The organism is Serratia sp. 14-2641, from assembly GCF_001692375.1.
GTDB lineage: Bacteria > Pseudomonadota > Gammaproteobacteria > Enterobacterales > Enterobacteriaceae > Chania > Chania fonticola_C.
In genome coordinates, this window is the sequence record NZ_LXKR01000070.1 from 1 (window position 1) to 5,488 (window position 5,488).

At 54.8% G+C, this 5,488-nt stretch carries 4 protein-coding genes; 3 read left to right on the forward strand and 1 reads right to left on the reverse strand.

Features of this window, described 5'->3' with window-relative positions; all coding sequences use genetic code 11:
• Window positions 1-154: 154 nt before the first annotated feature.
• A complete protein-coding gene (ltrA, locus tag A6U95_RS23360) occupies window positions 155-1,837 on the reverse strand; it encodes a group II intron reverse transcriptase/maturase (RefSeq protein ID WP_065686237.1) in 1,683 nt (560 codons plus the stop codon).
• Between the two features lie 982 nt (window positions 1,838-2,819).
• Between ltrA and A6U95_RS23365 the strand changes: the two genes are divergently transcribed.
• The 3 genes from A6U95_RS23365 to A6U95_RS30170 form a co-directional block, all read left to right on the forward strand.
• Window positions 2,820-3,110, forward strand: coding sequence for a ribulokinase (locus A6U95_RS23365; RefSeq protein WP_065686238.1), 291 nt, complete (start codon window positions 2,820-2,822; stop codon window positions 3,108-3,110).
• Window positions 3,111-3,196: 86 nt separating this feature from the next.
• The gene (locus A6U95_RS23370; RefSeq protein WP_065686239.1) at window positions 3,197-5,254 is read left to right on the forward strand and encodes a ParB/RepB/Spo0J family partition protein; all 2,058 of its coding nucleotides are present in this window, start codon (window positions 3,197-3,199) and stop codon (window positions 5,252-5,254) included.
• A gap of 34 nt (window positions 5,255-5,288) precedes the next feature.
• Window positions 5,289-5,488 (forward strand): conjugation system SOS inhibitor PsiB family protein (locus tag A6U95_RS30170; protein ID WP_275505125.1); only part of this gene is annotated, 200 nt, incomplete at its 3' end.

Genomic DNA, 5,488 nt, shown 5'->3' on the forward strand with positions numbered 1-5,488 from the left:
TACTGAGTGGATACCGGTATCGGGCGTCCGGGCGGGCTGTCGTGCTGCGCATGGCGCCGGCACACCGTCGCCCCCCTGCGGGTCGGGTAGCAGTAGCACATTACTGTGCCACCGCCCCCTAAGAACGGAGCGTGCGACTTTCACCGCACTCCGCTCAAGCCTTTATAAGCCCTCTCAGGAGAGAACCGGTTTCACTACTGTGGAGTTGACGATGGCAGTTAGGATGTAGCATCACCAGATTTTCAAGATTGTCGCCACCACCCAGCACCTTTTTCACTATGTGGTGTATTTCCCAGCCAGTTTCTCGGCTGAATCCGAGTCCGCAGACCGGGCAGCGATAACCTTGCTTTTTCCAGATCGCAACAATTTTCCATTTGCCTTTTTGAGAGTTAAACCAGTTTTGAGTCTGCCTTTTCTCAAAGTAACTTTCCCACGCCGGGTCATAAGGGTTTGCTTCTGCTATGATTTTGATATGTCTCCGGATCGGGGTTGATGTTGCCCTGAGTAACTCAAGGTGTCGCCCCCCGGTGTCCGTTGCGCTGAATACCCAGTTTTGCATTTTCGATGATTTGAAGTACTTGTTGCGTATCCATCTTTTCCCTTTAGTAGGGTGTCTCCTGACACACCATCTCCAGAGCTTTTCCCAGATTTGGAAATCAACGTAATGGAAGGTTTCTTTGGCAACGACGCTACGATGATAATTTGCCCATCCCCTGATCATGGGGTTAAGCAACGTGATCAACGTAGATGTCTTTGCGGTTTTGTTACCTTCGATTGTTGACCTGACCTTTTTCAGAAATGCTTTCCGATTTTTCTTTGATGGTTTAATCAGTAGCTTCCCATCATATTTACGGAAGTTTCTGCCTAAAAAGTCGAAACCTTCATCTATATGCGTGACCGCCGTTTTTTCTTCTGACAGCGTTAGCCCTCTTTGCGACATGAAGCCTGTTACAAGTGGCTTAACCTCGCGCTCCAGTATTTCCCGCGATATACCTGTCACGATGAAATCATCAGCATAACGAACATAATTCACCTTATGTTTGCTGGCTTTTGCTGTACCTTTCCGCCCAAAATGAGTGGTAAGTACGGTTTCCAGTCCGTCAAGACACATGTTTGCCAGTACAGGTGAGATTATTCCTCCCTGTGGAGTTCCGGCTTCTGTGGTGAAGAAAGTTTTATTGTCCATAAATCCGGCTTTCAGCCATTTTCTGAGTACCGTCATGTCCATCGGGATGTTTTCCAGTAACCAGTCATGACTGATGTTATCGAAGCAGCCTTTAATGTCCCCTTCAAGGATCCAGTGCGCGGATGCTTTCCGGTTCAGGTTGTTGAAGACCTGTTCGGTTGCATCGGCGCAACTTCTGGACGGACGAAAACCATAACTGTTAAGATCAGCTGTAGTTTCCGCTACCGGGTCAAGGGCCAGCAAATAAAGTGCCTGCATAGCTCTGTCCTGCATTGTGGGGATACCCAGCGGGCGGAGTTTGCCATTTGGCTTAGGGATGAATACTCGCCTGAGCGGGCGTGGTTTGTAGCCACTTCTTTTCAGATCGTGTATAGCGCTCCATTTTGCCGTTGGCGTACTCCATGTTTTCCCGTCGACACCCGGGGTTTTACGCCCGGTATTCTCAGTAACCCGTTTGACAGCTACTGCTTTTGCTGCAAACGAGCGGGTCAGCAAACGTTGCAGGGATTTCATCCTGCGCCATTGCTTTTCCCGTGTTGCCTTCACAATTCGCGTCTGGAGCCGTCGCACCGTTCTGTGCTGCTGCTTCCAATTAATAGAGTGCCAGCCGTCCTGGTGGGGGGCCGCAGACACCTTGATCAGCGTGCTCATCTTGCTTGCCTCCTGTTTTAGACTGCTTTCCAGCGTTTAATGTGATTAAAGACCAGATGGAAGTGGGCACACTTTCGTGTCAGGGCAAATTTTGAACCCTTGTACCATCCATTACAGATGATCATTCGCTTTCTCCATCCTCCTCTACCCGCACTTTCAACAACGTTCCTTACGGTTAGTCTGCCCATAGGCAAAAGTACGGGTTTACCTGTTTTCGCTTTAGATACAGACGGGGTTAGGTTTCAGCTCTCGACCAGAGGTTTGAATGTCCGGGTATCCATAGGACGCATTGGATAGCCAACCTCACACTTTTTAGTTCAGGTCTGTCAGCATCTTTGACCTGTTCAGGGTTATGATCTTTATCGCTGATTCACATGTGTTAACCATACCAGTCAGCCTTGCCCTCTGCCCGCATGATGCTTGCAGGCGATCGTCTCACCTCACGGTTCAACTTACCCTTACCAGGGGAGGTACGTTGTCATCAGAGCTTATGACCTCACCGTTGCCAGCAGCGCCATTCTGATTAGGCTACCGTTACCGGAATAACGGGATTTGTCATATTTTTTAAGCAAATCAATATCTAAAGCGACTTTACAGTCGCACGCGTCCATCCCATGACGCAACGACACGCTTGCAGCGGCCACAGGCCGCGCCGCACAGGGCCAACCGCGGGACGGTGGGGCCGCCGCCGCTTCAGAGGCGCCGAACCGTTCGCTGTCGCGCCCGGCCGGCGAGTTGTGCCCTGTTCATTCTTTCGGGTTGCTTTAGCCGCAGTCAGTCTTCCCGCCGCAACTGATAACAGCACAACGCCTCGCTTAAACGGCAAGGGGTAAATGAACTCCGCCAAAAACTTTTCCTCCCTCCGGTCAAAAAACTTTTTGTCTCCGCCCCTTGCCGCCGCTCCTCGCCGTGCTGGATCAGTTTTATTGCGACGGCGAATACTCACAGCGGCATCAGTTTTCAACCCACGGAGGATTTCAACATGGCTCAACAAAACGTCAAAGGCGCGACAACGAAGCCTACAGCAGCATCAGCACAGACCAACTGCGATCTGACCGTATCACAAGTGTATGACCTGTTTTGTTTCGTGAAGGCGGTTTGTGGCCGTTCGACTGGCACCAGTGAGCCTCCGGTTGTTCCGGCAGGGGCGGTGGAGGTTTACGCGGATTTTGGGGATTTCGACACCATTGCTGTCTGGGTCGTTAACGGCTGGCCGGTCGCGGCCAGTGATCAGATGACCTTGACCCATTGGAGCCTGAGTTTCAGGCGATAAAAAAGCAGCGTTTCCGCTGCTTTCTCACCGTCAGTCCTGACGCCCTCGGGACTGGCACAACAAGTGATAACTACGAGGAGACCACTATGTCTAACATCGAGTCTAAAGCAGTGGCCAAGGGAAATGCAACCCGCCCGGCCAAATCCACGACGAAGAAAAGCGTCGTCGCTGAAAATATCGAAGCGGCACTGGAAAAAGCCGTGCGCAAAACCGTCACGCTCGGCCAGTTGGAACTGGACGGCCTGAACGTGCGCAAGAAAAAAACCTCACAGGCATCGATCGAAGGGCTGGCCGCCAGTATCCGCGCGGTCGGGCTGTTGCAGAACCTGATCGTGTTCGAGATGGAGAACGGGCAGTTTGGCGTGGCCGCCGGTGAGCGGCGTACGCTGGCGTTGCGGTGGCTGATGGGACGTGAAGACGACGCCGACAAGACCACGCCGGACGGCATCGTCAATGCCGACTACTTGGTTGATGTTCTGATCGTCAGCAAGGAAATGGCGCGCATCATTTCCCTGACGGAAAACAGTCAGCGCGAGCAGATGCACCCGGCCGATCAGGTCTTCGCTTTTCGTGAAATGTCGGCAGAAGGGCGTACACCGGCGCAGATTGGCACCCTGCTGGGTTTCAGTACCAGGCACGTTCAAAAATGCCTGCGACTGGCGACGATGGCACCGGCACTGCTCGATGCGCTGGCCGAAGACGCGATCAGCCTTGACCAGTTACAAGCGCTGTCGGTGATCGATGACCACAGCCGCCAGTGTGACGTGTGGAATAACGCTTTCGGCTGGAAAAAAGAACCCCGCCATTTGCGAGACGCCGCATTGGAAGGGGAGGTGTCGGCCAAGAATAACAGTCAGTTGGCGTTTGTCGGGCGTGAAACCTATGAAGCGGCTGGCGGCAGTTTCCGCCTCGACCTCTTTACCGATGAAGGTTTTTTGAGCGAACCGGCGCTACTGGAGCGCCTCGCCCGTGAAAAGCTGCATGCATTGGCGCAGACGGTGGCGGCGGATGAGGGCTGGAGCTGGGCGGAAGGTCGGATTGCAACCCTCAAAACGTGGGGCGAGGATGCCGAGCTGTACCGCATCCATGCTGATCCGCTGCCGGATTTCACCGACGAGGAGCAGGCCGAGATCGCCCGGCTTGAGGCTCGGCTTGCCGAGCTGGATGCCAAGTTTGAGGCGGAGGACGCCAACACCGAGGCGCTGATGACCGAAAGTGATGAGGGGGAAGCCGAGATCGAACGGATCACCGAGCGGGCAACCGCCCGGGCATGGTCGCAAGCGGTGCGCTGCACCGGCGGGGTGGTGGTTTCTCTGTGTGACGGTGAGGTTGTTGTCCAGCGCGGGGTTTCCCTGCGAGCGAGTGGATCGGAAACCCCGCCGGAAGGCGACGACAACGGCGATGGTGCCGCGACCTCCCGGACAACTGCGCTGGAAACCAAAGAGAAGGGGTTGTCGGCGGTGTTGATCACCTGTTTGTCGGCTGAACGTACGCTGGCGGTGATGGGGGCTCTGGTACAGAACCCGACCGTGGCGCTGGCGCTGCACACGCATTCGATGGCGCTCAAGGTGTTTAGCTCCCGGTATGCCAGTTCGTTGTTGAAAACCGACCTGACCCCAAAGCGCTCAGAGCTGATCACCAAATCACCGGTCGCAGAAGGGAGCCGCGCCGACCGTCAACTCGGGAAGTTACACGCGCAGTGGGAAGCCAAACTGCCACAGGACTGGCAGAACGACTTTTCCTGGTTATTGACATGGGATCAGACCGAGGTGCTGGCGCTGCTGACCTATTGCGTCGGCTTGTCGCTGGACGGCGTTCAGTGTTGGGCAACGCAGGATGGCAAGGTCGGTGGCGAACTGACGCCGCTCGAGCACGCGCTGGATTTCAATCTGCGCGATTGGTGGCAACCGACCAAGGCCAATTACTTCGGACGTATCAGCAAGGAACAGATGAGCGATGCGTTGGTCGATGCCGGGAAGGTGGCACAGGCGGCCTCGGTGCTCAAGATGAAGAAGGGCGACGCCGCGCAACTGGCCGAGGACGAATTGGCCGGAATCGAATGGGTGCCAGAATGCCTGTTACCCGCACGCCACGAAGCTGATGCTGCTGACGATATTGCCCATCCTGATAACGTTGCGGCCTGACCGGAGGTGCCGCCCTTCGGGCGGCAATACCATCATGAAAAAATTGAACCTTGAGCAGTTGATGTGCATGAGTCCGCTCGATCTGGAACAGTACCGCGAGCAGGGCAGGGAGTATCGAGTGATGCTCAATTGTGCCGTACTGAGTCAGTTGACAGTGCCGGAAGGCTGGCGGGTCAACGCTGAAGAAGGCTGTGAATTTTGCGGGCGGGTGCCGGTCGTGTGTCGAATAAGCCC